Annotated in this window: 22 protein-coding genes and 4 pseudogenes; 18 read left to right on the forward strand and 8 right to left on the reverse strand. The window is 63.1% G+C overall.

Going from position 1 to position 23,671, the window contains the following annotated elements; all coding sequences use genetic code 11:
- The coding region (locus HZS63_RS12880) for an IS3 family transposase (protein WP_180684420.1) at positions 1–744 on the forward strand (744 nt) is incomplete at its 5' end.
- Positions 745–999: 255 nt separating this feature from the next.
- On the opposite strand, the gene HZS63_RS12885 is transcribed toward HZS63_RS12880, so the two are convergent.
- Positions 1,000–1,434, reverse strand: coding sequence for a type 2 periplasmic-binding domain-containing protein (locus HZS63_RS12885; protein ID WP_180684421.1), 435 nt, complete (start codon positions 1,432–1,434; stop codon positions 1,000–1,002).
- 61 nt (positions 1,435–1,495) lie between these two features.
- Between HZS63_RS12885 and HZS63_RS12890 the strand changes: the two are divergent.
- The 4 genes and pseudogenes from HZS63_RS12890 to HZS63_RS12905 form a co-directional block, all read left to right on the forward strand.
- Positions 1,496–1,839: pseudogene (locus HZS63_RS12890) on the forward strand (thiolase family protein); the annotation flags it as partial.
- 48 nt (positions 1,840–1,887) lie between these two features.
- Positions 1,888–2,913: pseudogene (locus HZS63_RS12895) on the forward strand (thiolase family protein); the annotation flags it as partial.
- Between the two features lie 229 nt (positions 2,914–3,142).
- Positions 3,143–4,462 (forward strand): Rieske 2Fe-2S domain-containing protein, encoded by a 1,320-nt coding sequence (locus HZS63_RS12900; protein ID WP_180684422.1) that lies wholly within the window; start codon positions 3,143–3,145, stop codon positions 4,460–4,462.
- Between the two features lie 4 nt (positions 4,463–4,466).
- Positions 4,467–5,456, forward strand: a complete 990-nt coding sequence (locus HZS63_RS12905; RefSeq protein ID WP_180684423.1) for an ABC transporter substrate-binding protein — start codon at positions 4,467–4,469, stop codon at positions 5,454–5,456.
- A 37-nt stretch (positions 5,457–5,493) separates the two neighbouring features.
- Here the strand turns inward: HZS63_RS12905 and HZS63_RS12910 are convergent, their stop codons facing one another.
- From HZS63_RS12910 to HZS63_RS12920, 3 genes are read right to left on the reverse strand one after another with little or no spacing between them, the layout of a single operon-like run.
- A complete protein-coding gene (locus tag HZS63_RS12910; RefSeq protein ID WP_180684424.1) occupies positions 5,494–6,003 on the reverse strand; it encodes a MarR family winged helix-turn-helix transcriptional regulator in 510 nt (169 codons plus the stop codon).
- A gap of 2 nt (positions 6,004–6,005) precedes the next feature.
- Entirely contained in the window at positions 6,006–7,232 is a 1,227-nt protein-coding gene (locus HZS63_RS12915; protein WP_180684425.1) for a Gfo/Idh/MocA family protein, read from the reverse strand.
- Entirely contained in the window at positions 7,229–8,191 is a 963-nt protein-coding gene (locus HZS63_RS12920) for a PDR/VanB family oxidoreductase (protein WP_180684426.1), read from the reverse strand. The genes HZS63_RS12915 and HZS63_RS12920 overlap by 4 nt, the downstream gene beginning before the upstream one ends.
- Before the next feature lie 383 nt (positions 8,192–8,574).
- Between HZS63_RS12920 and HZS63_RS12930 the strand changes: the two are divergent.
- The 4 genes and pseudogenes from HZS63_RS12930 to nadC all read left to right on the forward strand — a co-directional run bounded on the left by HZS63_RS12930 (position 8,575) and on the right by nadC (position 11,589).
- Positions 8,575–9,371: pseudogene (locus HZS63_RS12930) on the forward strand (Bug family tripartite tricarboxylate transporter substrate binding protein).
- Between the two features lie 18 nt (positions 9,372–9,389).
- A complete protein-coding gene (locus HZS63_RS12935) occupies positions 9,390–10,142 on the forward strand; it encodes a TSUP family transporter (RefSeq protein ID WP_180684429.1) in 753 nt (250 codons plus the stop codon).
- 5 nt (positions 10,143–10,147) lie between these two features.
- The gene (locus HZS63_RS12940; protein WP_180684430.1) at positions 10,148–10,627 is read left to right on the forward strand and encodes a bacteriohemerythrin; all 480 of its coding nucleotides are present in this window, start codon (positions 10,148–10,150) and stop codon (positions 10,625–10,627) included.
- 104 nt (positions 10,628–10,731) lie between these two features.
- Positions 10,732–11,589, forward strand: coding sequence for a carboxylating nicotinate-nucleotide diphosphorylase (nadC, locus tag HZS63_RS12945; RefSeq protein WP_180684431.1), 858 nt, complete (start codon positions 10,732–10,734; stop codon positions 11,587–11,589).
- Between the two features lie 84 nt (positions 11,590–11,673).
- On the opposite strand, the gene HZS63_RS12950 is transcribed toward nadC, so the two are convergent.
- Complete coding sequence (locus HZS63_RS12950) at positions 11,674–11,946, reverse strand: hypothetical protein (RefSeq protein WP_180684432.1); 273 nt, start codon at positions 11,944–11,946, stop codon at positions 11,674–11,676.
- Between HZS63_RS12950 and HZS63_RS12955 the strand changes: the two genes are divergently transcribed.
- A complete protein-coding gene (locus HZS63_RS12955; protein WP_180684433.1) occupies positions 11,945–12,448 on the forward strand; it encodes a MarR family winged helix-turn-helix transcriptional regulator in 504 nt (167 codons plus the stop codon). The genes HZS63_RS12950 and HZS63_RS12955 overlap by 2 nt on opposite strands.
- On the opposite strand, the gene HZS63_RS12960 is transcribed toward HZS63_RS12955, so the two are convergent.
- The 3 genes from HZS63_RS12960 to HZS63_RS12975 all read right to left on the reverse strand — a co-directional run bounded on the left by HZS63_RS12960 (position 12,436) and on the right by HZS63_RS12975 (position 15,988).
- The gene (locus HZS63_RS12960) at positions 12,436–13,425 is read right to left on the reverse strand and encodes a type 2 periplasmic-binding domain-containing protein (protein WP_180684434.1); all 990 of its coding nucleotides are present in this window, start codon (positions 13,423–13,425) and stop codon (positions 12,436–12,438) included. The two genes, HZS63_RS12955 and HZS63_RS12960, sit on opposite strands and share 13 nt — an antisense overlap.
- Positions 13,426–13,430: 5 nt before the next feature.
- Positions 13,431–14,873: a Rieske 2Fe-2S domain-containing protein gene (locus HZS63_RS12965; RefSeq protein WP_246316371.1), complete on the reverse strand. Its 1,443-nt coding sequence runs from the start codon at positions 14,871–14,873 to the stop codon at positions 13,431–13,433.
- A gap of 587 nt (positions 14,874–15,460) precedes the next feature.
- Positions 15,461–15,988 (reverse strand): MarR family winged helix-turn-helix transcriptional regulator, encoded by a 528-nt coding sequence (locus HZS63_RS12975; RefSeq protein WP_180684435.1) that lies wholly within the window; start codon positions 15,986–15,988, stop codon positions 15,461–15,463.
- A 219-nt stretch (positions 15,989–16,207) separates the two neighbouring features.
- Between HZS63_RS12975 and HZS63_RS12980 the strand changes: the two genes are divergently transcribed.
- The 8 genes and pseudogenes from HZS63_RS12980 to HZS63_RS13015 form a co-directional block, all read left to right on the forward strand.
- A complete protein-coding gene (locus HZS63_RS12980) occupies positions 16,208–16,681 on the forward strand; it encodes an aromatic-ring-hydroxylating dioxygenase subunit beta (protein ID WP_180684436.1) in 474 nt (157 codons plus the stop codon).
- A 31-nt stretch (positions 16,682–16,712) separates the two neighbouring features.
- Positions 16,713–17,990, forward strand: coding sequence for an aromatic ring-hydroxylating oxygenase subunit alpha (locus tag HZS63_RS12985; RefSeq protein WP_180684437.1), 1,278 nt, complete (start codon positions 16,713–16,715; stop codon positions 17,988–17,990).
- Positions 17,987–18,331: a non-heme iron oxygenase ferredoxin subunit gene (locus HZS63_RS12990; RefSeq protein ID WP_180684438.1), complete on the forward strand. Its 345-nt coding sequence runs from the start codon at positions 17,987–17,989 to the stop codon at positions 18,329–18,331. Before HZS63_RS12985 ends, HZS63_RS12990 begins: the two co-directional genes overlap by 4 nt.
- A gap of 48 nt (positions 18,332–18,379) precedes the next feature.
- Positions 18,380–19,426, forward strand: a complete 1,047-nt coding sequence (locus HZS63_RS12995) for a TRAP transporter substrate-binding protein (protein ID WP_180684439.1) — start codon at positions 18,380–18,382, stop codon at positions 19,424–19,426.
- A 76-nt stretch (positions 19,427–19,502) separates the two neighbouring features.
- Positions 19,503–20,474: a dihydrodipicolinate synthase family protein gene (locus HZS63_RS13000; protein ID WP_180684440.1), complete on the forward strand. Its 972-nt coding sequence runs from the start codon at positions 19,503–19,505 to the stop codon at positions 20,472–20,474.
- Positions 20,475–20,494: 20 nt separating this feature from the next.
- Positions 20,495–21,535: a cupin domain-containing protein gene (locus HZS63_RS13005; protein ID WP_180684441.1), complete on the forward strand. Its 1,041-nt coding sequence runs from the start codon at positions 20,495–20,497 to the stop codon at positions 21,533–21,535.
- Positions 21,536–21,539: 4 nt separating this feature from the next.
- A complete protein-coding gene (locus HZS63_RS13010; protein ID WP_180684444.1) occupies positions 21,540–23,024 on the forward strand; it encodes an aldehyde dehydrogenase family protein in 1,485 nt (494 codons plus the stop codon).
- A gap of 203 nt (positions 23,025–23,227) precedes the next feature.
- Positions 23,228–23,671 (forward strand): annotated as a pseudogene (locus HZS63_RS13015) (IS21 family transposase); the annotation flags it as partial.

Genomic DNA, 23,671 nt, shown 5'->3' on the forward strand with positions numbered 1-23,671 from the left:
GGGTGGCGTAGCCGGTGTCCAAGGCCAGTGCCACGCGACGACTCCGGGGTGATCGCCTTCATCCAAAGCCACATGGCACTCAACCCGCGCCACGGCTTTGACCTGCTGTATGACAGCGCCCGCCTCCAGAAACAGCCTTGGGGCAAGACCGTGCTGTGGCGCGTTTACTGCCAGCTGCGGCTGAACTTGCCACGGCGTGGCAAGAAACGGCTGCCAGCACGCATCAAGCAGCCGCTGCGCGCTGCGAGCCAACCCAATCAAGGCTGGAGCTGCGACTTCATGTCCGACGCCTTGTGGTCAGGTCGGCGCTTCAGGACGTTCAACGTGATCGACGAATACAACCGGGAAGGCCTGCGTATTGAGATCGACACCAGCTTGCCAGCGGCGCGGGTCATCCGCGCATTGGACGAATTGGTCGAGGTTCGGGGCGCACCTCTGTCCATTCGCCTGGACAACGGCCCCGAATTCATTGCCCACGCCCTGGCCGAATGGGCTCAATCCAAGGGCATTGCCCTCAACCACATCCAACCCGGAAAGCCTACGCAGAACGCTTATGTCGAACGATTCAACAAAACCTACCGAACCGAGGTACTGGACTGCTATGTCTTCGAATCACTGAACGAGGTCAGGCAAATGACCGAGGACTGGCTGCACCGCTACAACCACCACCGGCCCCATGAGTCATTGGGCCGTATCCCACCGGTCGAGTACCGTGTGAAACAATTCCCCAACCTCTACTTCTGACTGGTTCAGGAATTCGAGGGGGCTTCAGCAGACCACCCCCATGGCCCACGTCCGCCCCCTTCTGAGCGCATCTGTCATCATAGAAACTTAGGTAGAAGATAGGTAGGGCGTATGGCAGAATGCTGCATTCGCCCTTGTCGTTGCTAGGTATGAAAGCAGGTTCGATTCCTGCCGGGGGCGCCAGGCCCCATCAGGCCATCGGCTTGAAGCCCGTCATCTTCCCGGTATCGCCCCAGCGGCGGTATTCCTGCGCGATCACCTGCTCGAACTGCGCCGGGTTGCGGATGGTCGAGATCGACAGCCCCATCTTCTCCAGAGTCGCCACCCCCCCGGCTCCCTCAGGGCCGGGTGGATCGCCGTGTTCAGGCTGGCGGCCGCCTCGGCGCTGGCGCCGCCTGGCAGGAAGGCGCCGAACCAGCCATCGACCACCAGCTGCGGGAAACCCTGCTCGGTGAAGGTGGGCACGTCGGGCAGGACGGCCAGGCCGAGGTGGAAGCTGGCGACCTTGGTGACCGGCTTGAGCTCGCGCATCGGGTCGTAGGGCAGCTTCTCGAACACGTGCGGGAACAGCACCAGCGCGGCGCCGGGCGTGGCCTGAATGTCCGTACAACATTCGGCCTGCAGGACCTTCTCCAGGGGGTTATCCCTGAGGCCCGGCCTAGAATCAGGCAACCTGCCGGTTTGCGGCAAGCGCAGGCGCCAGGGGCACCAGGACGCCTGCCCCCACACTCGAACAATCTAGGAGAAGCTCATGGCCCACAAAGGGTTCTTCAACGCATTCGACGACGTCTGGATGCTCGACGGGGTGCGCACCCCGATGGTCGATTACTGCGGGGCCCTGGGCCACGTTTCTCCCACCGACCTGGGCATCAAGGCGGCCCGCGAAGCGCTCCAGCGCGCGGGCGTGCCGGCCGACCACATCGGCTCGGTCATCACCGGCAACATGGCCCCCGGTGACTTCGACCAGTTCTTCCTGCCGCGCCACATCGGCCTGTACGCCGGCGTGCCGCTGGAAGTGCCGGCCCTGATGGCCCAGCGCATCTGCGGCACGGGCTTCGAGCTGTTCCGCCAGGCCGGCGAGCACATCCAGGGCGGCCAGTGCGACGCCGCCCTCGTGGTGGGCACCGAGAGCATGACGCGCANCCGCGCCACATCGGCCTGTACGCCGGCGGGCCGCTGGAAGTGCCGGCCCTGCTGGCCCAGCGCATCTGCGGCACCGGCTTCGAGCTGTTCCGCCAGGCCGGCGAGCACAGCCAGGGCGGCCAGTGCGACGCCGCCCTCGTGGTGGGCACCGAGAGCATGACGCGCAACCCCATCGCCGCCTTCGACCACCGCACGGGCTTCAAGCTCGGTGCGCCGGTGGGCTTCAAGGACTACATGTGGGAGGCTCTGAAGGATCCGGCCGCCGGCATCAACATGATCCAGACCGCCGAGAACCTGGCGCGCAAGTACGGCATCAGCCGCGAGGACGTCGACGCCTTTGCCAGCCGCTCCAATGCGCGCGCGGTGGCCGCGCAGCAGGATGGCTTCCTGGCCGGCGAGATCGTGCCGGTGGTCACCGAGAAGTTCGAGCTCGAAGGCTACAAGCCGCGCGGCATCAGGCTGCAGGGCAAGGTCACGGAAGTGACGGCCGACACCCACCCGCGCCTGTCGCCGGTGGAGGTGCTGGCCAAGCTGAAGTCCGTCTTCGAAGGCGGCGTGCAGACCGGCGGCAACAGCTCGGCGCTGGTCGATGCCGCCGCCGCGGCCGTGGTCGCTTCCGGCGCCTATGCCAATGCGCAGGGCAAGCAGCCGCTGGCGCGCGTGGTCGCCGCCGCCGTGGCCGGCGTGCCGCCCGAGATCATGGGCATCGGCCCGGCGCCCGCCATCCGCCTGCTGCTCGAACGCAGCGGCCTGAAGCTGGACGACATCGCGCGCTTCGAGGTCAACGAGGCGCAGGGCGCGCAGACCCTGGCCGTGGCCCGCGAGCTGGGCATGAACATCGAGCGCCTGAACGTCAATGGCGGGGCGATCGCGCTGGGCCATCCGCTGGCCTGCACCGGGGTGCGCCTGACCCTCACCCTGGCGCGCGAGCTGCGCCGCAGCGGCAAGCGTTATGGCGTCTCCAGTGCCTGCGTCGGCGGCGGCCAGGGCATCGCGCTGCTGATCGAGAACCCGCAGGCAGCCTAAGGCCGCGCCGACCCTGCCGGCCACGCCGGCCTGCCAAGCCCTCGCCCCGCGAGGGCTTTTTCATGCCTGCGCGCGCAGGGCGCGTGATCGCACAACCTTCGATGCAGTGGCGCGCCGCACCGCGCGAAAGGGTAAACCCGGATTTGAATATTCTTAGAGATCAAAGTATATTCACCGCTTACCAGGCACCCGGCGCTGCGCCAGGCTGCCCCTTTGGAGGTTTCCCATCATGATCACCCGCGAAGAAAACGAATTGCTGTGCCGCGTCGAGAACGGCGCGCCCATGGGCCGGCTGATGCGCCAGCACTGGGTTCCCATCTGCCTGAGCGAGGAAGTGGCCGAGCCCGACGGCGACCCGGTCAGCGCTCGCATCCTGGGCGAGAACCTGGTGGTGTTCCGCGACACCGACGGCAACGTCGGCGTGATGGACGAGGCCTGCCCGCACCGCGGTCCCTCGCTGGTCTACGGCCGCAACGAGGAAGGCGGCCTGCGCTGTCTCTATCACGGCTGGAAGTTCGACGTGCACGGCAACGTCACCGAGATGGTGTCCGAGCCGGCCTCCAGCGGCTTCATGGAGAAGGTCAAGCACAAGGCCTACCCGGTCAAGGAGTGGGCCGGCATGGTCTGGGCCTGGCTGGGCGAGAAGGAGGCGATGCCCGAGTTCGTGCCCCCGCGCTGGGCGCCCACCGCCGAGGCGCGCGTGTCGATCGCCAAGGTGGTCCTGCCGGTGAACTGGGCCCAGGTGCTCGAAGGCGCCATCGACTCGGCCCACAGCTCCAGCCTGCACAGCTCCGACATGGTGCCCGCGCGCGTGCAGGGTGCCGAGGCCACGTCCTCCAACTGGCTGCGTCCGTCCACCGACAAGGCGCCGCGCCTGCAGGTGCAGCGCGGCGGCTACGGCTTCCGCTACGCCGCGATCCGCCGCCCGATCTTCAATGCGCAGACGCATGAATATGTGCGCACCACGGTGTTCGTCGCGCCCTGGACGGTGCTGATCCCGCCGAACAACCTGTACAACGTGGCCAACGTCAATGTCCCCGCCGACGACACCACCACTAACTTCTACTTCATCGCCTGGGGCCATCCCGCCCAGACCCCGGAAACCGAGACCTGGCGCAAGTTCCTGCGCCAGACCGTGGGGGTGGACCTGGACGAGCGCTATCGCCCGCTGCGCAACCATGAGAACCGCTTCTGGCAGAACCGCCAGGCGATGAAGGCGGGCAACTTCACCGGCATCTCGGGCTTCCCCAACCAGGACGTGGCGATGTGGGTGACGATGGGCCCGATCGCCGACCGCACGAAAGACCGCCTGGGCGCCAGCGACCTGGCCGTCGTGGAGTTCCGCAAGCAGATGGTCGAGGCGGTGCGCCAGTTCGAGCAGGGCGCGCCCGCCATCGGCACCGGCGAGCACGCCATCCCGGCCGAGGTCTGCGCCTTCCAGAGCGTGATCCCCAAGACCACCGACTGGCGCCAGCATGGGGCCACCTACGTGTGGCAAGGCTCCGAGATCCAGGCCGGCACCGACAACAACTACGCAGTGAAAGCTTGAACCAGTGAGCCAACTCCGCATCTCCGTCGCCATGGGCGACTACGACCGCAACCGCGCCCTGTTCGACGGCCGCACCCAGATCGACGGCTGCGACCCGGTCTACATGCTCCTGAGCCCGGAGGAGATGTTCTTCCGCGCCATGCGCAGCCAGGACTTCGACATCACCGAGCTGTCCTTCTCCAGCTACCTGGTCAAGCACTCGCGGGGCGAGTGCCCCTACGTGGCGGTGCCGGTGTTCCTCTCGCGGGCCTTCCGCCACACCTCCATCTACGTGCGCAAGGACCGCATCAAGAGGACCGAAGACCTCAAGGGCAAGCGCATCGGCATCCCCGAGTACCAACTCACCGCCATCGTCTGGGCGCGCTCGATCCTGCAGTCCGACTACGGCATCAGCCCCGAGGACGTGACCTGGGTGCGCGGCGGCATCGACACGCCCGGCCGGCCCGAGAAGATCAAGCTGTCGCTGCCTGCGGGCGTGAAGATCGAGGATGCGCCGGCGGACACCACCATCTCCGACATGCTCGATCGCGGCGAGATCGACGGTTTCATCGCGCCGCGCCCGCCCTCAGGGGCCGCCGCCAGCAACCCCGATGTGGCCTGGCTGTTCGATGACCCGACCGCCGTGGCCAAGGACTACTACCGCCGCACGGGCATCTTCCCGATCATGCACGTGGTGGGCATCCGCAAGGAACTGGCGCAGCAGCATCGCTGGCTGCCCGGGGCGGTGTTCAAGGCCTTCAGCGAGTCCAAGGCCCGCGCCCTCGAGCTGCTGGCGGACACCTCGGCCACCAAGGTGACCCTGCCCTTCGTCGAGGAGCAGCTCAAGGCCGCCCGCGAGACCCTGGGCCAGGACTTCTGGTCGTATGGCGTCGAGGCCAATCGCAAGACGATCGAGGCCTTCCTGCACCACCACCACGCCCAGGGCCTGTCGGCGCGCAAGCTGGCGGTCGAGGAAGTGTTCGATCCGTCGACCTACGAGACCTACAAGATCTGACCGGCATCCGCCCGCTGCACGCGCGGCGGGGGCTCGCTCAATCGGCGGCCGCGTCCGCCAGCCCGCCGGACTCCTCCAGGGCCAGGTTCTCGATCATCGTCAGCAGCGCCTTGCGCAGCTGGGCCACGGTCTTGTCGGGGATGCCGGCCACGCTGATGCGGTTGACCTCCTCGGCCAGCGGCACCAGCTTGCGCTCGAGGGCACGCCCGGCGGCGGTGAGATAGACGTGCATGTTCTTGCGGTTGCCGGGCAGCTGGCGACGCTCGATCAGCCCCATCTGCTCCATCGCCTTCACGGCGCTGAAGGTGGTGGGCTCCATGACGCCGGCAAAGTCGCTCAGCTCCTTCTGGGTCAGTCCGTCACGGATCCACAGGATCCGCAGGAAAGTCCAGTGGCCGAAGGAGACGCCATGGTGCGTCAGGCGCTGCTGCAGCGCCCGCATCTGGGCGCGCGCCACATCGCGAATCAGGTGCGCGAGGCGATCATCCGGCACGGACTCGCGCCAGTGCCGCAGCAGGTGGAAGGTGTCGGACGTCTTTGCTTTCATGGTCAGGCAGACAGGCTCGCACAGGGTACCTGACTTTGCAGGCCCACCGGTGCGCCCTGCTGCTGCGATTGCAGGATCGCCAGGCACACCTCCATCGTGGCACGCGACCAGGCGCCGCCATGCACGGGCGCCCGCGCCTGGCGGGCGACCGACCAGAGCTCGTCGACCACCTCGCTGCGCGCGATGCGCGGGGCCGGCAGGCGCTCCAGGCGCACGCCGTCCTCGTCATGCACCTCGACGCCATGGGGCGTCAGGCGCAGGTCCGCGCCATCGCAGGACACGATCACCGGTCCGAAGTGCTGGTACGCGCCCGGCGCGGGGGCGGTGTCGGGCTGGTAGGCGGACCCGCCGTAATTGCGTTCGGCCTTCTGTCGGGCTTCCGCGACTTCATCGGTGGCGGCACGCAGCTTGCGCCGCGTCTGCTGGTGGGTGCCGGGCGCCTTGGCGCGACCCATCTCGCCCACGCCATCCATCAGCACGTCGCTGTCGTAGTGGCCGTAGCCGTTGTAGGTGATGCTGGCGAAGGCGCCGCCGGCGAAATCGAGGATGGCGGTGTAGGCGCCTTCGGTCGGGCGCGAGGCGTCCCAGCGGCCGGTGCGCGCGTAGACCGCCGTCACCTGTCCGCCCCCGAGCAGGCGCACGATGTCGACCTGGTGCGCTGCCTGGCTGAACACCACCCCGCCACCGCGCGCGGTATCGAGCTCCTCGGGCCGGCGCGGGCGATACAGGAAGTCGGTGAAATTCATCGCGTGGATCATGCGCACCGCGCCGTAGCGCCCGCTGTCGATCAGGCGCTTGGCCAGCAGCACGGGGGCGTTGAAGCTGTGGCTGTGGCCGACGATCAGCTGCGTGCCGGCGCGCGCGCAGGCATCGATCATCAGGTCGCAGTCCTGCAGGCTCAGGGCCATGGGCTTTTCGACCATGACATGCTTGCCATGCGCTGCGGCCAGGGCCACGTGCTCGGCATGCATCTGGTGCGGCGTGGCCACATAGACCCACTCCACCGCCGGGTCCGCGCACAGGGCCTGCGCGCTGTCATGGCCTTGCGCCTGGAAGTCCTGCGTGAAGCGCTGCACCGCTGCCGGCCGCGGATCGCAGGCGGCCACCAGTCGCAGCCGCGGGTCCTGGGCGAGGGTCGGCACCATCAGCGTGAAGGCGCGTCCCAGGCCCAGCACGCCCAGGCGGACCGGATCCGCCACCGGGCTGGCGATCGGGGCGGCCGCGCTCATAGATCGAGCACCAGCGTCGGGCCGCAGGCGCGCGAGACGCACACCATGATGTGATCGCCTTTCTCTTCCTCCAGCAGCACCAGGTCGCGGTGGTCGGCCTGGCCTTCGAGCAGGCGCACCTTGCACGAGCCGCAGGTGCCGCTCTCGCACGAGCTCGGCACGGGAACATGGGCCTGCTGCAACACGTGAAGGATGGACTGGCCCGCGGGCACCGTCAGGCGCTGGCCGCTGGAGCGCAGCACGACATCGAAGGGCTGGTCGTCCGGCCGCGGCTTGGTGTCCGCGCCGAAGCTCTCGAAGTGGATGGCGCTGTCGGGCCAGTGGCCGGTCATGTCCTTCACGCCGTCCATCAGCCCCTTCGGGCCGCAGCAGTAGACATGGGCCCCGGCCGTGACTTTCTCGAAGATCTTCCACAGGTCGAAGGAGCGCGCCGGATCGCCATGGTCATGGTGGATCACCACACGACCGGCCAGTTCGGGCGCGGCCAGCTCCTCGCGAAATGCCGTGCCTTCCGGGTCGCGGCTGAAGTAATACAGCTTGAAGTTGCGCAGGCCCTCGGCCTGCAGGGTGCGGATCATGGCCATCATCGGCGTGATGCCGATGCCGCCGGCCACCAGGATGAAGCTCCTGGCCTTGTCGCTCAGCGCGAACAGATTGGCCGGCTCCCCCACCATCAGGGTGTCGCCCACGGCCACTTCATCGACCAGGCTGCGCGAGCCGCCGCGGCCCTCGGCCTCGCGCTTGACGGCCACCTGGTAGCAGCTGGTGTCCTGCGGGTCGCCGCACAGGGAGTACTGGCGCATCGCCCCGCTGGGCACGCGCATCGGCAGGTGAGCGCCCGCCTCGAAGGCCGGCAAGGGCGCGCCTTGCGGGTCACGCAGCTCGAACAGGTGGATATCCCGGGCGATGGCCTCTTTGCGGCTCACTCGCAGGGGGTGCAGGACAGGGGTGTCGGACATCGACGCGATTCCAGGCAAATGCAGATAGGGACAGGCCGCGGTGCAAAGAAGATGGATCAGGGGGTTACCACGCTTGACACGGCCATCGATCTTTCATTATTCTCTTAGATCACTAAGAAAACAAGCTCGCGTTTTCCCTTGCACCCGCGCGGGGTCGGGCGAGCGGCGCTCCTGACGGGGCGTATTTCCCACACTCAATCCTGGAGACAAACATGCAACGCAGATTCCTCGCCGCCGCCGGCCTCGCCCTGGCGCTATCCCCCCTGGCCAGCCTGGCGCAGGGCGCCTTCCCGAACAAGCCCGTCAGGTTCATCGTCCCCTATGCCGCCGGTGGCCTGCCCGACACCGTGGCGCGCATCGTGGCGCAAAAGCTCACCGAGCGCATGGGCCAGTCCTTCGTGATCGACAACAAGCCCGGCGGCAACGGCGTGGTGGCCTACCAGAGCCTGCTGGCAGCGCCCAACGACAGCCACAACTTCATCGTCTCCGACGGCTCCATGCTGTCGATCACGCCGCTGGTGAACAAGTCGGCCACCTATGCCGTCGGCAAGGACCTGATGGCCGTCTCGCTGATCGCGCGTTCGCCGCTGTTCCTGGTGGCCACCCCAAGACCGGCGTGAAGAACCTCAATGAGTTCGTCTCCAAGGTGCGCCAGAATCCGGGCGCCTACACCTACGGCTCCTCGGGCATCGGCAGCACGCACCACCTGACGATGGAAGCCATGAAGGCCGACCTGAAGCTGGACATCCGCCATGTGCCGTTCCGCGGCTCGGGCCAGTCGGTGCCGGCCCTCATCGGCGGCCAGGTCGACTTCCTGTTCTCGGCCCTGCCCTCGATGGCCGGCTTCGTGAAGAACAACCAGGTGGTGCTCGTGGGCAGCAATGATTCGAAGCGCTCGCCCCAGGCCCCCGATGTCGCCTCCATCGCCGAGGTGATCCCCGGCTTCGACTTCTCGGTGACGATCGGCGTGCTGGCCCGCGCCGGCACCTCGTCCGATGCGATCAAGCGCCTGGCCGACGAGATCGCCGTGGTCGTCAAGCAGCCCGACGTGGTGGAGAAATTCCAGAACGCCGGCATCGAAGGCATCGGCGCCAACCCCGACGCCTACCGCCGCGAGATCGAGCGCGAGAACCAGGCCATGGCCAAGGCCGGCAAGCAGGCCGAACTCAAGGCCGAGTGATCGGTACAAGACCCGCGCGTGCTGCCTGAACTGTCCGCCCCGCTGCTGTCCCTGCTGGCCATCGGGGCCTGCATGTTCATCGTCGGCGGCATCGTCAAGGGCACGCTCGGCGTCGGCCTGCCGCTGGTGGTGGTGCCGATGCTGTCCCTCGTGGTCCCGGCGCCGCAGGCCATGGGCCTGCTGGTCACGCCCGTGCTCTCGTCCAACCTCTGGCAGGCGCTGGAGGGCGGGCGCTTCGGCTTCACGATGCGGCGCTTTGCCGCATTGATCGTGGCGCAATTCGTCACCACCCTCCTGACCGTGAAGTACACGCAGGGCCTGTCGCTCAAGACGCTCAACGTCCTGATCGCCCTGATCGTGGTCAGCGCCGTGGTCCTGATGCTGGTGCGCCCGCGCGGCGAGATCTCCCCGCGCCTGCAGGCCTGGACCCACCCGCTGGTGGGCGTCATCGCCGGCGTCATGGGCGGCATCTCCTCCCTCACCGGCCCGATCATCATCGCCTACCTGGTGGCCCTGCGCCTCAAGCGGGAGGAGTTTATCGGCAGCATCAGCGTGATCTACCTGTTCGGATCGGTGCCGATGTATGGGGCGATGCTCTGGTTCGGGCGCTTCGGCTGGCAGGAGGCGGCGCTGTCGCTGGCGGCCCTGGCGCCCATGTTCATTGGCCTCAAAATAGGCACCTCGATCCGCCACAGGCTGAGTGAGCGGCTGTTTCGCGGCCTGCTCTATGCCTTCCTGACGCTGCTGGCGGCGCTATTGCTGTTCAAATAGAGTCCATGAACCCGATTCCGACCCCCGCCCCGGAGGGCCCGCTGCACTGGCACGACGGCCTTCTGCTCGGGTACCAGCCGATGGACGACGTGCACCACGAATTCGTGAGCGTCGTCTCGGCCCTGCAAAACGCCTCGGATGCCGACCTCGCGTCCTGCCTGGATGCGGTCGTCGACCACGCGCAGCGCCACTTCGACGACGAGAACCGCTGGATGGTGGAGACCCAGTTTCCCGCCCGCGAATGCCATATCGATGAACACGCGGCGGTGCTGGCCTCGCTGCACGAAGTGCAGCAGCTCGCGGCCAAGGGCGACACCAGCCATTGCCGTCGCCTGGCCGATGAACTCGCCCGCTGGTTTCCGGGGCATGCCGACTACCTCGATTCCGCTCTGGCGCACTGGATGTGCAAGCAGCGCCTGGGGGGCAAGCCGGTCGTGATCCGGCGCGACCTGGCCTCCAGCCGCCCGCCCGCGACGACGCCCTGAGGCGTGTTCGCGCGCCGACCCGCGCCTGGACCATGCAGGCAAGGCGCGGGCCCCGCCCGCCGCCATTGCGTCGCCCGTTCCACCGTTTTTTTCAAATCCCTCCCATGCAAGCCACTGTTCCCGCCGACCAAGTCAGCGCCGATGTCCGCCGCGCCCTCGAAGAGGACGTGGGCAGCGGCGACCTCACCGCAGCCCTGGTGCCGGCCAGCCAGCGCGCCGTCGCCACCATCATCTGCCGCGAGTCGGCCATCGTTTGCGGCCGCCCCTGGGTCGACGAAGTGCTGCGCCAGGTGGCGCCCGGCGCGCGCGCGACCTGGCACATCACCGACGGCCAGCGCACCACCCCGGGCGCCAAGGTCGTCGAGATCGAGGGCTCGGCCCGCGAGCTGCTCACCGCCGAGCGCGTCTGCCTGAATTTCATGCAGACCCTCAGCGCCGTCGCCACCAAGACGGCCGCCTATGTCGATGCCGTGCGCGGCACGCGCGCGGCCATCCTCGACACGCGCAAGACCATCCCGGGCCTGCGCATCGCCGAGAAGTACGCCGTGCGCTGCGGTGGCGGCAAGAACCACCGCATGGGCCTGTACGACGCGATCCTGATCAAGGAGAACCACATCGCCGCGGCCGGCGGCCTCACCGCGGCATTCCGCGCCGCGCAGGCCCTGAAGGCCCAGGTCCAATTCATCCAGGTCGAGGTCGAGACCCTGTCGCAACTGCAGGAAGCCCTGGATGCCGGCGTCGAGATGGTCCTCCTGGACAACATGCCCCTGGAGACCATCCGCGAGGCCGTGCGCATGGCGGGCGGGCGCTGCAGCCTGGAGATCTCGGGCGGCGTGAGCTTCGAGACCCTGCGCCCCTACGCCGAGACCGGGGTCGACCGCATCTCGGTGGGCGGCCTGATCAAGGACATCAAGGCGGTCGATTTCTCGATGCGCTTTTCCGACAAGCCGGTCGAGCGCTGAGACGGCGAGAGGCGTCGAGCCGCGGCGCGACGCCACTGATTCAAGTCAAACCCCGGGCCAGCCCGGGACACAAGCAGGACGCGCTCAGGACCGTTGCAGGATGGACAGCGGCCCGATGGTGTCCACCAGCATGTCGCGCAGGGCGTGCACACCGAGGCGTGCGCGTTGCCGGCCGTGCCCCGTGCCGAGGTGATCGACGAACTCTGGTCGGTGGCGCGCGAGGGCCAGGCAGCGCGTCACGGGGGACGCTGGTCGCGCGCGACTCTTGAGCTTTGCCTCGCCCTGCTGGCGTCGCAGCGCGCCGGCACCGATATCATGCTGCGACAACAAGTCCCGGTCGTATGAACCGCCCTGCATGCCCCCTCAAGACCCCACCAGTCACCTGCTGCGCCACTGGCGCGAAGCAGTGCCCAATGACCGCCTCGCCCACCTGATCCGTGACGTCGCGCGGGCGCAGATGCGCGCACTTCAACAGCGCCTCTCGGCGCATGGTGTCTCCTTCGGGCACTGGACCTTCCTGCGTATTCTCTGGATCAAGGACGGACTGACACAGCGCGAGCTCAGCGAGCTGGCTGGCGTCATGGAGCCCACCACCTTTGCGGCGGTCAGGGCCATGGAAAGCATGGCCTTGATCGAGCGACGTCAATTGCCTAGCAACCGCAAAAATATCCACATCTACCTGACACCGGCAGGACGCCGGCTAGAAAAGGTACTCGTGCCACTGGCCGAGGAGGTCAATCACGTGAGCGTGGCTGGCCTGCCCGCCAAGTCCCTAGCCACCGTGCGCAAGTGCCTGCTAGCGATGATTGAGAATCTGGCCGTCGATGAGTCGGGTCCCGGCGACGATCAGATTGAGTAACTTTCATAGGTCGCGGGATGGAAGATCTGGTCTACCTCCAGCCGCCGCGCTGACAGGCCCTGCGAGTGGTGGTGGCGCAGAAAGGTCTCCAACGTGGGACGGTTGTTGGCAACGCCATAGGACCAGAAGTCCTCGCCCAGGGACTCGCGAGCGGCCTTGAGTTGCTCTTCCACAAAGGGCAGCGTTACCTTAGTGGCCGAGGTGTCTGATAGGGCTTCCAGCGCCGCTAGCTTGGCTTGTGAGAAGGCCTTGAACAACGCGCCAGGCAACCAGGGATGCTGCTCGGCAAGCGATCTGCGAACCCCCACAACGTGCATGATTGGGAAGATGCCAGTGCGCCGGTAGTAGTCCTTGGCAACCAAGGTAGGGTCATCGAACAGCCAGCCCACGTTCGGGTTGGACAGCACGTGTGCCGATGGCGGGCGCGGGGCCATGAAGCCATCGATGTCTCCTCGATCAAGCATGTCCGAGATGGTCTGCCCCTCGGGCGCACTCTCTAGCGTCACTCCGGCAGGCAGCTGCAGCGCGATCTTCTCGGGCCGGCCGGGGGTTTCGATCCCGCCGCGTACCCAGGTTACGTCCTCCGGCGCGACGCCATAGTCATCGTGCAGGATGGCGCGCGCCCAGACGTTCGCGCTGAGCTGGTACTCCGGCAGGCCAATGCGCTTGCCCTTAAGGTCCTGCGGTAAGCGGATGCGGTCCTTGCGCACGTACAGCGAGGTGTGGCGGAAGGCGCGCGAGAGGAAGACCGGGATCGCCACATAGGGACAGTCGCCGCGCGACGTCTTCACGCAGTAGCTGGAGAAAGACAGTTCGGAGACGTCGAACTCCTGGCCGCGCATGGCGCGAAAGAACATCTCCTCGGGGTAGAGGTTCATATAGACCGGGTCGACGCCATCAATCTGCACGCGACCGTCGAGCAGCGCGCGCGTGCGGTCGTAGTCACCCATGGCGACGGAAAGTTGGAGTTTGGACATGCGGGTCAGACGCTCACGGAATAGGATGGTTCGAGTTCGGGGCGCTCCACTCCATCAGCCCACACATACGTGGTCTCGTAGTCGCGCCAGTCAGTGGTCTTCGGCACCACAGCCTGGAATGAGCACACGCCGCGGGCGATAGCGCGCTCGCCGGTACCAATGGCTACTCCGCCGGCTTGAAAGGCTCGAAGTTCTTCGAGCATCTGCTTGCGGAATTCAACGATGGCCATGTCGCTTGCGCCCAGCCGCTCGTCACTGCGGTTGGCGATGGGTCCCATGCTGATCCACATGGCCACGTCTTGATTTGGAAAGCCCGAGATGCCGGTGAAGTTGCCAGCCTTCATGGCCTGGCGGTCCTGCCAAAACCGGTTGGCCTCATTGCGCAGTGGGTGATATCGATCGTCTAGGTCAATGCCGACGGTCTGGCGCAGGAATTTCCGCCAAGTCTCAGTCTCAGGCGTCTGCGTGGCATGACCCCAGGCAATGAAATAGAAGGCCGTGTTCGAATCGTCCATCGGCACGTTCACGTTAGCCACGTTGTAAAGATTGTTGGGTGGTATCAAGACTGAGTACGGCGCCACAAAGACAGTGGAGCGCACGTAGTCGTGCGTGGCTGCGTTCTGGATTGGGCGGCGAATCGCCGCGTAGCGGAAGCCGTACTCGCCGCGTTGTACCTGCATGCGAGGCGCCTTGTCGGTGGACGGTCGCAGCCAGTTGTTGGCCGTGGCCTTGGCACCATCTACACGTGCCGGCACCATGTCTGAGGAATGCAGACTGGAACTGTGGGCCGAGTCGATTGCACCTTCGAGAATCTGCGCCCAGTTGCAGGGCAGCACGACCTTGGCGATGGACACGCGCGTGTCCTCGGTTGGCGCCCAAGCCGGCGGAGCAAATGCCGGCACCTCGTTGGCAGGGCCGAACCAGGCCCAGACCATGCCACCCCATTCCTTGACCGGGTAGGCCTTGTGGCGCACCTTTTCGACCAAGCCGCTCGTGGACGGCTCCGAGACCATCTCAAGCACCTTGCCCTGAACGTCCATCTTCCAGCCGTGATAGAGGCAGCGCAAGCCTCCTTCCTCGTTTCGACCATNGCGCACCTTTTCGACCAAGCCGCTCGTGGACGGCTCCGAGACCATCTCAAGCACCTTGCCCTGAACGTCCATCTTCCAGCCGTGATAGAGGCAGCGCAAGCCTCCTTCCTCGTTTCGACCATAGACCAGTGAGGCGCGCCGGTGGGGACACTTCTCGTCCAGTACGCCCACTAGCCCCTCGCTATCGCGAAAGACCACCAGATCCTCCCCGTAGATCCGGGCCTTTACGGGCGCGCCATCGGGTTCTGCGACCTCCTCAATTAGACACACTGGTGTCCAATGCTTACGCATCAGCTGACCCATAGGGGCATCCCCAGTAACGCGGCAAAGTAGCTCGTTGTCTTGCGCGGAAAGCATGTCAAGTCTCCTCGGTGATCGGCGTCTGAGCGGAATGGAAGCATTATACTTCGAGACCTAAGTTTTTGCAATTTGACCCACACACGAGTCACAGCAGAGGTCAGCCTCTCTCCGCCCAATGCTGCACATGCGTTCCGCGCATCCGCGCAGTTGTGCAATCCATGTCAAGCGACCTATGAAAAGGCCATACCTGCGGACAGTGGTTGCAAAAATGGCCCGAGGCCCTCCAGACGACGCGAGTGGGCACTCCTGTTGATTCAGCACCCTGGAAAAATCCAGCGCGGCAGCCCTTCCCCAAGCTCACGAACCAACTCGGTATGACGCCTTACCAAAGCCCAGATATCCGGTCGCTCGGGCCACCGCTCCGTAACGCCTGATGGCTGACTTGATCGCTGCGAGTTTCAACTTGCGAGAAACCGCCTAGCCGATCTCCGCGAGCAGCCTCGAACTCATCTCTCACCCAAACAAGGGGGTGTTGAATCCGGCAGCGGCCATATGCGACTTCAAGCCCCCGCCTCGATGGCCAGCTATGTGCCACGAACAGTACTGCCTCACGGGCGCCAGGCTCCGTACAGGTAGCTCTGCTCCTAGACACTGTCTTCGTCAAGCTCTCCGCGAACCTCTGTGTCTGCAGCCAGTCTTTCGCGCACCTTCTTGAGCAGCAACTTAAGCAGCACTTCCTCGGACTCTGTGAGCCCCTCCAGCATCAGCCGATTCACCGCAGATGCAATGTTCATCATCTTGGGCTCCAGTGAGCGAGCCTTTTCGGTAAGCGTCAACTTCAGGCGCCTGCGATCCGCTTCGTCGCGCGTGCGCATCACAAGTCCGTCCCGCTCCATGCTGCGGACCATTTCAAGCGCCCATGGCTCCATTACCCCCAAGCGCTTCGCAAGCTCCCTCTGGCTAATCCCATCCTCCAGCCAAAGCACTCGCAATGCAAACCATGACCCTCCGCGAATGCCGTGGGGAGCGATGCGTCCATACAAAGAGCGTTTGACGAAACGAGCGCTGTCCGCAATCAAGAAGCCCAGGCTGTCGTTTATGGCAGGGCTCAGAACTCGCTCTTCGGACGAGGGAGAGGCGGCTTCGCTGTGGCTGAGGCGGGATGTCTGCATATGGCTAGACGAGTACTCGCTGGCGGATGAAAGGGCAAGAAAAGGACATCAGTGAAAACCCATAGTACCGAAGTATTTTAGCTGCGACAGAGCCCACCACTTCACACACTCTTAAGGGTAAACACCTATTCTAAGAAGAGATGTTCTGAGAAACCATCACCAAACCCTTCGGCACCGAAGTAATAAAGACAAGTGTTAAACATTTGAGTGAGACATGTAGTGAACGCTCCCCCCCTGCACCTTGAGATCCAGTCGCTTTACAACGACTTTTCGCACAGATTGTCAGACGACTCGCTAGAGACTTGGATCGAACTCTTCGATGAGCAGGCCGAGTACCGAATGACTTCTCGCCGCAACCATGAGTTGGGGCTGCCGCTTTGCGTGATGCTGTGTGAAAGCACGGGAGCGATCAAGGATCGACTCACGGCTATTCGCAACACACTGGTCTTCGCACCCCGGAGGATCTTCCACACCTCGATGAATATTCAACTGGTTGAAGCGAAGGAGGATGTGTTGCTCACGCGCAGCCAGTTCATGGTCTGGCAGACCTTTGAGTCGGGAAGCACAGAGCTGCAGATGGTCGGACGCAGCTTCGACACTTTGACACGACGCGGAGAGCAACTGCGCTTTGCCAAGCGCGTCGCAATCTTCGATACGGAGCTAATTGCCGGCTCCACTGTCTATCCGGTCTGACAAATCGTGCCCCATCCCGAAAGGACTTGAAATGACGCGAAACTTCCTACGGTCGCAGGCCACCGAAGAGGACTTTCCTGAATGGCCTACCGAGGATTGCTCTCGGATCCCAAACTGGATCTACTCCAACGAGACGCTTTACCGGAGGGAGATGGAGCGCATCTTTTATGGTCCCTTCTGGACCTTTGTGGGCTTGGAGAGCGAGCTACCTACCCTCGGCTCTTGGAAGCTCGCCGACATTGGAGAAAAGTCAGTCATCGTTACCCGAGACGAGGATGGAGTCATCCATGTCCTGCTGAACGCTTGTGCGCACCGCGGTGCGCAGGTGTGCCAAAAGAAGTTTGGCAAGAGTGATGACCTGACATGCCCGTATCACCAATGGTCCTACAAGCTCAACGGCGAACTTATGGGCGTGCCATTCTTGCGGGGGCTCAAAGGCAAGGGAGGCTTTCCGTCGGACTTCGATCTAAAGCAACATGGCTTGCAAACTCTGAAGGTCGAAGTTGTCAATGGAGTGATCTTTGCTTCCTTCAAGAACAACACTCTGCCCCTGAGTGACTATCTGGGGGAGGAGTTGCACAAGCGATTCCTAAGGGTATTCGATGGGCGCAAACTGAAAGTGTTGGGGCACCACCGACAGCTCATCAAGGGCAACTGGAAGCTGTACCAGGACAACCTCAAGGATCCCTACCATGCCACGCTACTGCATGTGTTTCTGATCAGCTTTGGGCTGTACCGAGCGGACCAGAAAGGCGAACTCCTTCAGGACCCGCGCACCCTCGCCCACAACATAACGAGTTCGATTGCGAATGATCCCAAGGACACCAAGGGCACTGAGGACATGACTCGCTTGAGCTCGGACTTCAAGCTCAACGATATGCGCATCGTCGCTCCAGTAAAAGAGTATGCGGATGACATAACGATCCAGAACCTAACGATGTTTCCGGCGCTCACAATCCAGCAACAGCAGAACTCCCTGCAGTTCCGCAACGTCATACCCAGGGGGCCGGGTCAATTTGAGTTGTCATGGACCTACTTCGGGTATGAAAGCGATACCCCCGAGATGACACAGCGTCGAGTGAGACTGGCAAACCTCACCGGACCTGCAGGCCTAGTGTCCATTGACGACACTGAGGTATTCGAGTTCTCAAACGCCGCGATTACGCCCAACCCAGATCGGAACTGCGTCGTAGAGCTTGGCGGGCGAAACCCAACGCCCCCACAGGACTTCGGCAACATGGTGTCCGAGAGTCCTATCCGCGGGTTTTACGACTTCTACCGCAAACTGATGTTCGGAGCTTCTCAATGAACGCAGATCGTCCCGCGACGTACTCGCCAGAGACCTCAATCGTCGAAGCGCCTCCGGAGGGAGAGGTAAGACGCGTTCAGCATGGAGACACCTATGTCCTGCTCGCTCGGGTAGAGGGCAACACATATGCGGTGGCCGATAGTTGCACGCACGGCAAGGCTTCCCTGTCGCAGGGCTACCTGGATGGATGGGAAATCGAATGCCCCCTGCACCAAGGACGCTTCGACATACGTACTGGGAGAGCAACTGCATCGCCATGTCGACATCCGCTCGCTGTATTCATGGTGAAGGAGCACGAAGGTACCGTGCAAATCTTCGACACCAAATCGAACGACAACTAGCAGCCTGCCATCCAGCAGGCTACCTGGAAATCACAAACTGGAGACATCATGCTTGACCGCCGAACACTTCTGAAGACCAGCGCCTCAGCGCTGATTGCCTCGCCTCTCGTCAACGTCCGTGCGCAGGAAGCGGTGACGCTTCGCTTTCACACCTTTATGTCGCCGGCCTCTGACCTGTGGATAAATGGGCACCTAGCCTGGATGAAGAAAATCGAAACTGAGTCGAGTGGCCGCATCAAGTTCCAGGCGTTTCCCGCGATGCAACTTGGCGGAGCGCCGCAGCAACTTTTCGATCAGGTGCGGGATGGCGTGGTCGATGTCATGTGGTCATTGCCGGGGTACACCCCTGGTCGATTCCCGAAAACGGAAGTTTTTGAGTTGCCCTTCTTTACCTTCGACGGAGAAGGCTCTTCCAAGGCAGCATGGGAGTTCGCCACCTCGCACGCGAAGGACGAGTTTCAAGGTGTGCACTTGCTCGCGTTTCACACGCACAGCCCGGGGCTCTTTCATACCAAGGGCAAGCTAGTCAAAAGTGCCGCGGACCTCAAGGGTATGAAGGTTCGAGGTGCAACGCGCAAAGGAACTCAGTTGCTCGCGGCCATCGGTGCCACTCCCGTAGGGATGCCCTTGCCCCAGATTCCAGACGCATTGTCCAAAGGGGTAGTGGATGGGGTCGTCTTGCCCTGGCAGGTGATTCCCTCAGTAAAAGTAGACGAGTTGACGACCTTCCACAGCGCCATGGCAGATGGGTTCCCGGGGTTTTACAACAGCACGCAATTCATGGCGATGAACTCTGCCAAGTACAACGGATTGTCTAGGGAGCTGAGGGATGTAATCGACCGCAACTCCGGAATGGGCGCGTCTGCGTTTCTCGGCAAAGTGATCCAAGACGGTGACATCCCAGTGCGCAAGCGGCTATCGCAGGATCAGAAACACACACTGCATTCGTTGGGCAAATCGGAAACCGAGGAGATGATTAGACTCTCGGCGGGCATATACGACGAGTGGGTCAAGGAGATGGACCGACGCGGATTCGATGGCTCCAAGCTGTTGAGCGAAGCGCGAAGGCTCATTGAAAAGTACCGCAAGACTTGAAGAGCGATTTGCCACCAGTCATTTGCTCAATACCTCGCGACATGCGTTCAGCACCGTCGCCTCCGTTTCAATCCGTATGAAGCTCACTTACTACGATATTCGAGGTGTGTTTGGCATCCTGCCAACTCCCGCCACCTCCGACGCCAGCGAATGGTCCACCAAGAACTCAGTTAACCTCCCAGAGGTGGAAAAACTAGTTCGACTAATGGTTGATGCTAAGGTCGACCTTATCGCCACCACGGGGACATTTGGCGAATGTGCCACTCTAACGCGTGAAGAGTTGGTTTCATTGGTGGAGTGCGTCGTTCAAACCAATTCGCGGAGTCGTCCGGTTTTTGCCGGCGTCACCACACTCAACACACGGGACACGATTGCACTGGCCCGGCAGTTGATCGAGGTAGGTGCTGATGGCTTATTTGTGGGGCGGCCAATGTGGCTTGCAATGGACGACGATGCCATCGTTCGCTACTACGAGGACATCGCGAGGGCCATGCCTGGCGTCCCACTTGTGGTCTATGACAATCCTGTAGCGTTCAAAGGAAAAATATCTCCAGCAGCCTACCTCAGGCTAGCAAAGATTCCAGAGGTGGTCGCGTCCAAGCACACGGGCGGGCCACAGCTCCTGGCGGATCTGGACGCAGTGGGCGATCGCATACGCATTCTTCCGCTGGCGACAGCATGGTTGGATGCGGCACAAGCGTTTCCAGACCGGGCTATCGCCGCTTGGTCGGGCAGCGTCGCTTGCGCGCCAAAGTTCAACATGGCTCTTGCGCATGCCATTCTCATGAAAGACTGGACGCGGGCGAAGGCTCTCTCAGATGAGGCCAACTGGGCGGAAGCAGCCATGTTCGCCAACGGAGACCTCGCCGCGTTCATGGACTACAGCATCCAGATCGGCCATTTGAGGTTCAAGAGTGCGGGCCTGATAGACCCTGGGCCACCCCGTCCTCCATATCTCTTCCTGCCCGATACGTACCGTGATGGCGCAATCGAATGTGGGCGGCGTTGGAAGGAGCTAGAGAACCGTACTGCTGCGCGAGCGGCCTGACTAGCGTCGAGGAGATTTGCATGTCCCAAAGCCCGAACACCACCGACGATCCGGTATCACCTGCCCTGCGGCAGAAGTACATAGACAACCACCTGGTCCCTCTTTGGGAGAGCAAGACAGCAGCAACCTTTGGCAAGGCGCTCGAAACTGCTCAACACTGGAAATGGGCGACGATGCAATCCATCCTGACGGAGACAGGGAGGATAAAGGCCGCTCACGTTCTCGACAGACGAGTTCTGCTCAAGACCAAGGCAGACCGGCACCACGTCTACGACGAAGCGGCCACCGGCACGTTGTTCTGTGACTTTCAGCTGGTCTTGCCTGGTGAGCGAGCTCACCCGCACCGCCACCCGATGAACGCGTTGCGATTCGTGGTTCAGTGCAGCGGAGGAGTGAAGTCAATCGTCGATGGAAAAGATTGCGAAATGACGCCGGGTGACCTCATCCTCACCCCCGGATGGTGCTGGCATGAGCATGTGAACGACGGACCCGATCCGGTGATTTGGCTCGACGTGCTAGACGTAGGCATGCACTACTACCTGGGCACCACCGACTTTCAGCCGGGCCCAGCAAAGGACTTACCAGCGCAACTTCCCGAGGGTACGTTTGCTACCGCTGGAGTCGTTCCCAACTTGGATGACACAGACTATCAGCAGCGCCCATACTCGCCAAAGTTTAGGTATCCGTGGCTAGAGACCCTGCGTGCATTGGAAGCTGCACCAGAGCGTACCGATGGCTCACGTGTCGTAAAGTTCATCAATCCCCTGACTGGTGGTCCTTGCATGGACCTTATGGACAGTCAGGTGCTTCAGCTCCGCCCGGACCAGCCGACGCGAAAGCACCTTTCTTCCGCCTCGACCGTCTGCTACGTAGTCGAAGGCCAGGGTGTAAGCGAGATCGGCGATCAACGCTTCGAATGGGCAACGCACGACGTTTTTACTATCCCAGCCCGGCAATGGGCGCGCCACACTGCTGGCAAAGAGGGGGCAAGAATCTTTCAGGTGTCTAACCGGGAAGTTTACCGTCGATTGGGGCTCCTGAGGGAAAGCAGTGCAGACTGAGCAATTGGCGAGTGAGCCTGACCTGTCGGCGCGTGTGACTGACGTATTGCCGACCAATACAGGGCAGTTCTGGGGGGGACGTTGGCACACCCACAGAAATGCTGATCACCTTCGAAGCATCAACCCATCAACGGGGCAACTGCTCGGTGACGTTCAGGTCGCTCGCCTCGTCGACATTGAGGCTGCGGTGGCCAGCGCTCGTCAGGCATTTCCTGGGTGGGCCGCAACGCCACCACTTGAGCGCGCGCGCTGCCTGCGGGAGGCAGCTACCAGGATCCGTGCGAACGCCCTAGAACTTGCTTTGTTGGATGCTGCGGATTGCGGAAACCCGGTTAGGGCCATGGTGATGGACGCGGAGATCGCAGCTACACAGCTGGAATACTTCGCGGGCTTGGTGCTCGAGATTAAGGGCGAGACCATGCCCACCGCCAACGGCTCGCTCAACTACACCCGCCGCGAGCCACTGGGCGTGGTGGCCCGCATCTTCCCCTTCAATCACCCCTTCATGTTCGCTGCCGGCAAAATTGCCGCACCACTGGCGGCTGGCAACACTGTGATTATTAAGCCGCCGGAACAGGCCCCGCTTTCCACGCTGCGACTAATGGAGCTGCTGCAGGACATATTCCCACCTGGCGTGCTCAACTGCCTAGTGGGCGGACGCGATGTCGGCGCAGCCCTGGTGAAACACCCGGAAGTGGCGGCCGTAGGATTGATCGGCAGCGTACCGGCCGGAAAGGCAGTGCTGCACAGCGCCGCCGACACCATGAAGCGCTGCCTGCTGGAGCTCGGTGGAAAAAACGCCATGGTCATATACCCCGACGCCGACATTGATCGTGCCGTACAAGGGGCAGTACGCGGCATGAACTTCACGTGGTGTGGTCAGTCGTGCGGTTCAACGAGCAGGTTGTTCCTTCATGAAAGTCTTCACGACGACTTCGTAGAGAGGATGCTCGACCTTCTGAAGAACCGTCACCGCCCAGGTATTGCAACGCACATGGCCACCACTATGGGAGCGCTAATAAACCGCGCTCAGTACGACCGCTGCCTAGCCTACATTGCTTCCGCCCGAAGCGAAGGTGCTGAACTGGCAACTGGTGGCGCCCATCCTGGGGATGCGCATCTGGCAGACGGGTTTTTCATCGAGCCGACCGTGTTCACGGGTGTTACCCCGGAGATGAAGGTAGCGCGCGAGGAGGTGTTTGGTCCTGTCTTGTCCGTGCTGCGCTGGGGTCGTGAAGGCGAACTCTACGAAGCGGTCAACGGGACAGATCTTGGGCTTACCGCCTCGATCTGGACGCGCGATCTGGTTACCGCGCACCGCGCCGCTGCGCAGGTGGAGGCCGGCTACGTTTGGATTAACGACTGCTCTACGCACATTGTTGGAGCTCCCTTTGGCGGATACAAGCAATCGGGCATGGGGCGTGAGGAATCGAAAGACGAGCTATTTGAGTTCACTCAAGTGAAGAACATCAACGTATCCATGGTTTAGGAGGCTTATACGCCCGTATGTTGACTCCCTAGAAGCAGCCCTTGTGAAGTTCACTAGAACCCTGATGGCCACCCAAACTCCCCCGGTTATGGCCACCTCAAACTCCCCCACCTGAACTGATCGGGGATAGGGGTTTAACGCCGGCGTCGTCGGCACCTGTTGGCAGGACATTGATCCGGTCTTCCCCGAGGGAAGGCCAAGGAGTGAATGTCTTGAAGTCCAACCAACGCGCCACCATAGAGACACTGCTGGAGCGCAACACATCGCAACGCGAGATCGCCCGCATCACGGGCATCGACCGCAAGACGGTCAGGAGCTACCAACAGCGCTGGCTGGAGCATCTGCCGTCAAATTCCCCCGGGGTGGCCACCGGCTCGGCAGAGCAAACTCCCCCACCCTGGCCACCGGCTCCTGGGCCGGTGGCCACCTCCCTGTGCGAACCCTGGCGCGAGTTCATCGAGGCCCAATTGCGTCTGAAGCGCAACGCCACGGCCATCTACCAAGACCTGGTCGACGAGCACGGCTTTGCTGGCCAGTACAACTCGGTCAAACGCTTCTGCGCAAAGCTGCGCCACAAGGAGCCCGATGGCAGTACGCGGCTCGATGTCATTGTCGAGCAAATGGAAGCGCGCATGGCCCGGTCGATC

The organism is Tepidicella baoligensis (assembly GCF_013432195.1).
In the GTDB taxonomy this organism is placed as follows: domain Bacteria; phylum Pseudomonadota; class Gammaproteobacteria; order Burkholderiales; family Burkholderiaceae_C; genus Tepidicella; species Tepidicella baoligensis.

Bases quoted from the DNA above. Each gene is read 5' to 3' on its own strand.
- HZS63_RS12900 (WP_180684422.1), top strand. From the start codon at position 3,143: ATGATCACCCGCGAAGAAAACGAATTGCTGTGCCGCGTCGAGAACGGC.
- HZS63_RS12910 (WP_180684424.1), bottom strand. From the start codon at position 6,003: ATGAAAGCAAAGACGTCCGACACCTTCCACCTGCTGCGGCACTGGCGC.
- HZS63_RS12915 (WP_180684425.1), bottom strand. From the start codon at position 7,232: ATGAGCGCGGCCGCCCCGATCGCCAGCCCGGTGGCGGATCCGGTCCGC.
- HZS63_RS12920 (WP_180684426.1), bottom strand. From the start codon at position 8,191: ATGTCCGACACCCCTGTCCTGCACCCCCTGCGAGTGAGCCGCAAAGAG.
- HZS63_RS12940 (WP_180684430.1), top strand. From the start codon at position 10,148: ATGAACCCGATTCCGACCCCCGCCCCGGAGGGCCCGCTGCACTGGCAC.
- nadC (WP_180684431.1), top strand. From the start codon at position 10,732: ATGCAAGCCACTGTTCCCGCCGACCAAGTCAGCGCCGATGTCCGCCGC.
- HZS63_RS12955 (WP_180684433.1), top strand. From the start codon at position 11,945: ATGCCCCCTCAAGACCCCACCAGTCACCTGCTGCGCCACTGGCGCGAA.
- HZS63_RS12950 (WP_180684432.1), bottom strand. From the start codon at position 11,946: ATGCAGGGCGGTTCATACGACCGGGACTTGTTGTCGCAGCATGATATC.
- HZS63_RS12960 (WP_180684434.1), bottom strand. From the start codon at position 13,425: ATGTCCAAACTCCAACTTTCCGTCGCCATGGGTGACTACGACCGCACG.
- HZS63_RS12975 (WP_180684435.1), bottom strand. From the start codon at position 15,988: ATGCAGACATCCCGCCTCAGCCACAGCGAAGCCGCCTCTCCCTCGTCC.
- HZS63_RS12985 (WP_180684437.1), top strand. From the start codon at position 16,713: ATGACGCGAAACTTCCTACGGTCGCAGGCCACCGAAGAGGACTTTCCT.
- HZS63_RS12990 (WP_180684438.1), top strand. From the start codon at position 17,987: ATGAACGCAGATCGTCCCGCGACGTACTCGCCAGAGACCTCAATCGTC.
- HZS63_RS12995 (WP_180684439.1), top strand. From the start codon at position 18,380: ATGCTTGACCGCCGAACACTTCTGAAGACCAGCGCCTCAGCGCTGATT.
- HZS63_RS13000 (WP_180684440.1), top strand. From the start codon at position 19,503: ATGAAGCTCACTTACTACGATATTCGAGGTGTGTTTGGCATCCTGCCA.
- HZS63_RS13005 (WP_180684441.1), top strand. From the start codon at position 20,495: ATGTCCCAAAGCCCGAACACCACCGACGATCCGGTATCACCTGCCCTG.